Origin of the sequence: Halomonas sp. ALS9 (genome assembly GCF_001651035.1) — a bacterium.
In the GTDB taxonomy this organism is placed as follows: Bacteria; Pseudomonadota; Gammaproteobacteria; order Pseudomonadales; family Halomonadaceae; genus Vreelandella.
Genome location: NZ_LXRG01000025.1, coordinates 1 through 239, shown reverse-complemented (window position 1 = coordinate 239; position 239 = coordinate 1). Strand labels below are relative to the sequence as shown.

1 pseudogene is annotated in these 239 nt (G+C 59.0%); it reads left to right on the top strand.

Annotation, left to right across the window (positions count from 1 at the left end):
• A pseudogene (locus A6R74_RS01050) lies at positions 1 to 239 on the top strand (acetolactate synthase 3 large subunit); the annotation flags it as partial.

The following is a 239-nucleotide window of genomic DNA, read 5'->3' as shown; positions in this document are numbered from 1 at the left end:
CGGCGTGGTCAGGGGTAAAGCCAGCGAAGGTTTGACCGATCTGGTCAAACAGCTGGGTTACCCGATTACCACCACGCTGATGGGCATCGGCGCGTATCCGCAAAGTGACCGCCAGTGTTTGGGTTGGCTGGGTATGCACGGCTCCTATGAATCCAACATGGCCATGCACCACGCCGCCTTGATTATTGCCATCGGGGCACGTTTTTACGACCGCGTGACCAACCGCCCGTCGCAGTCCT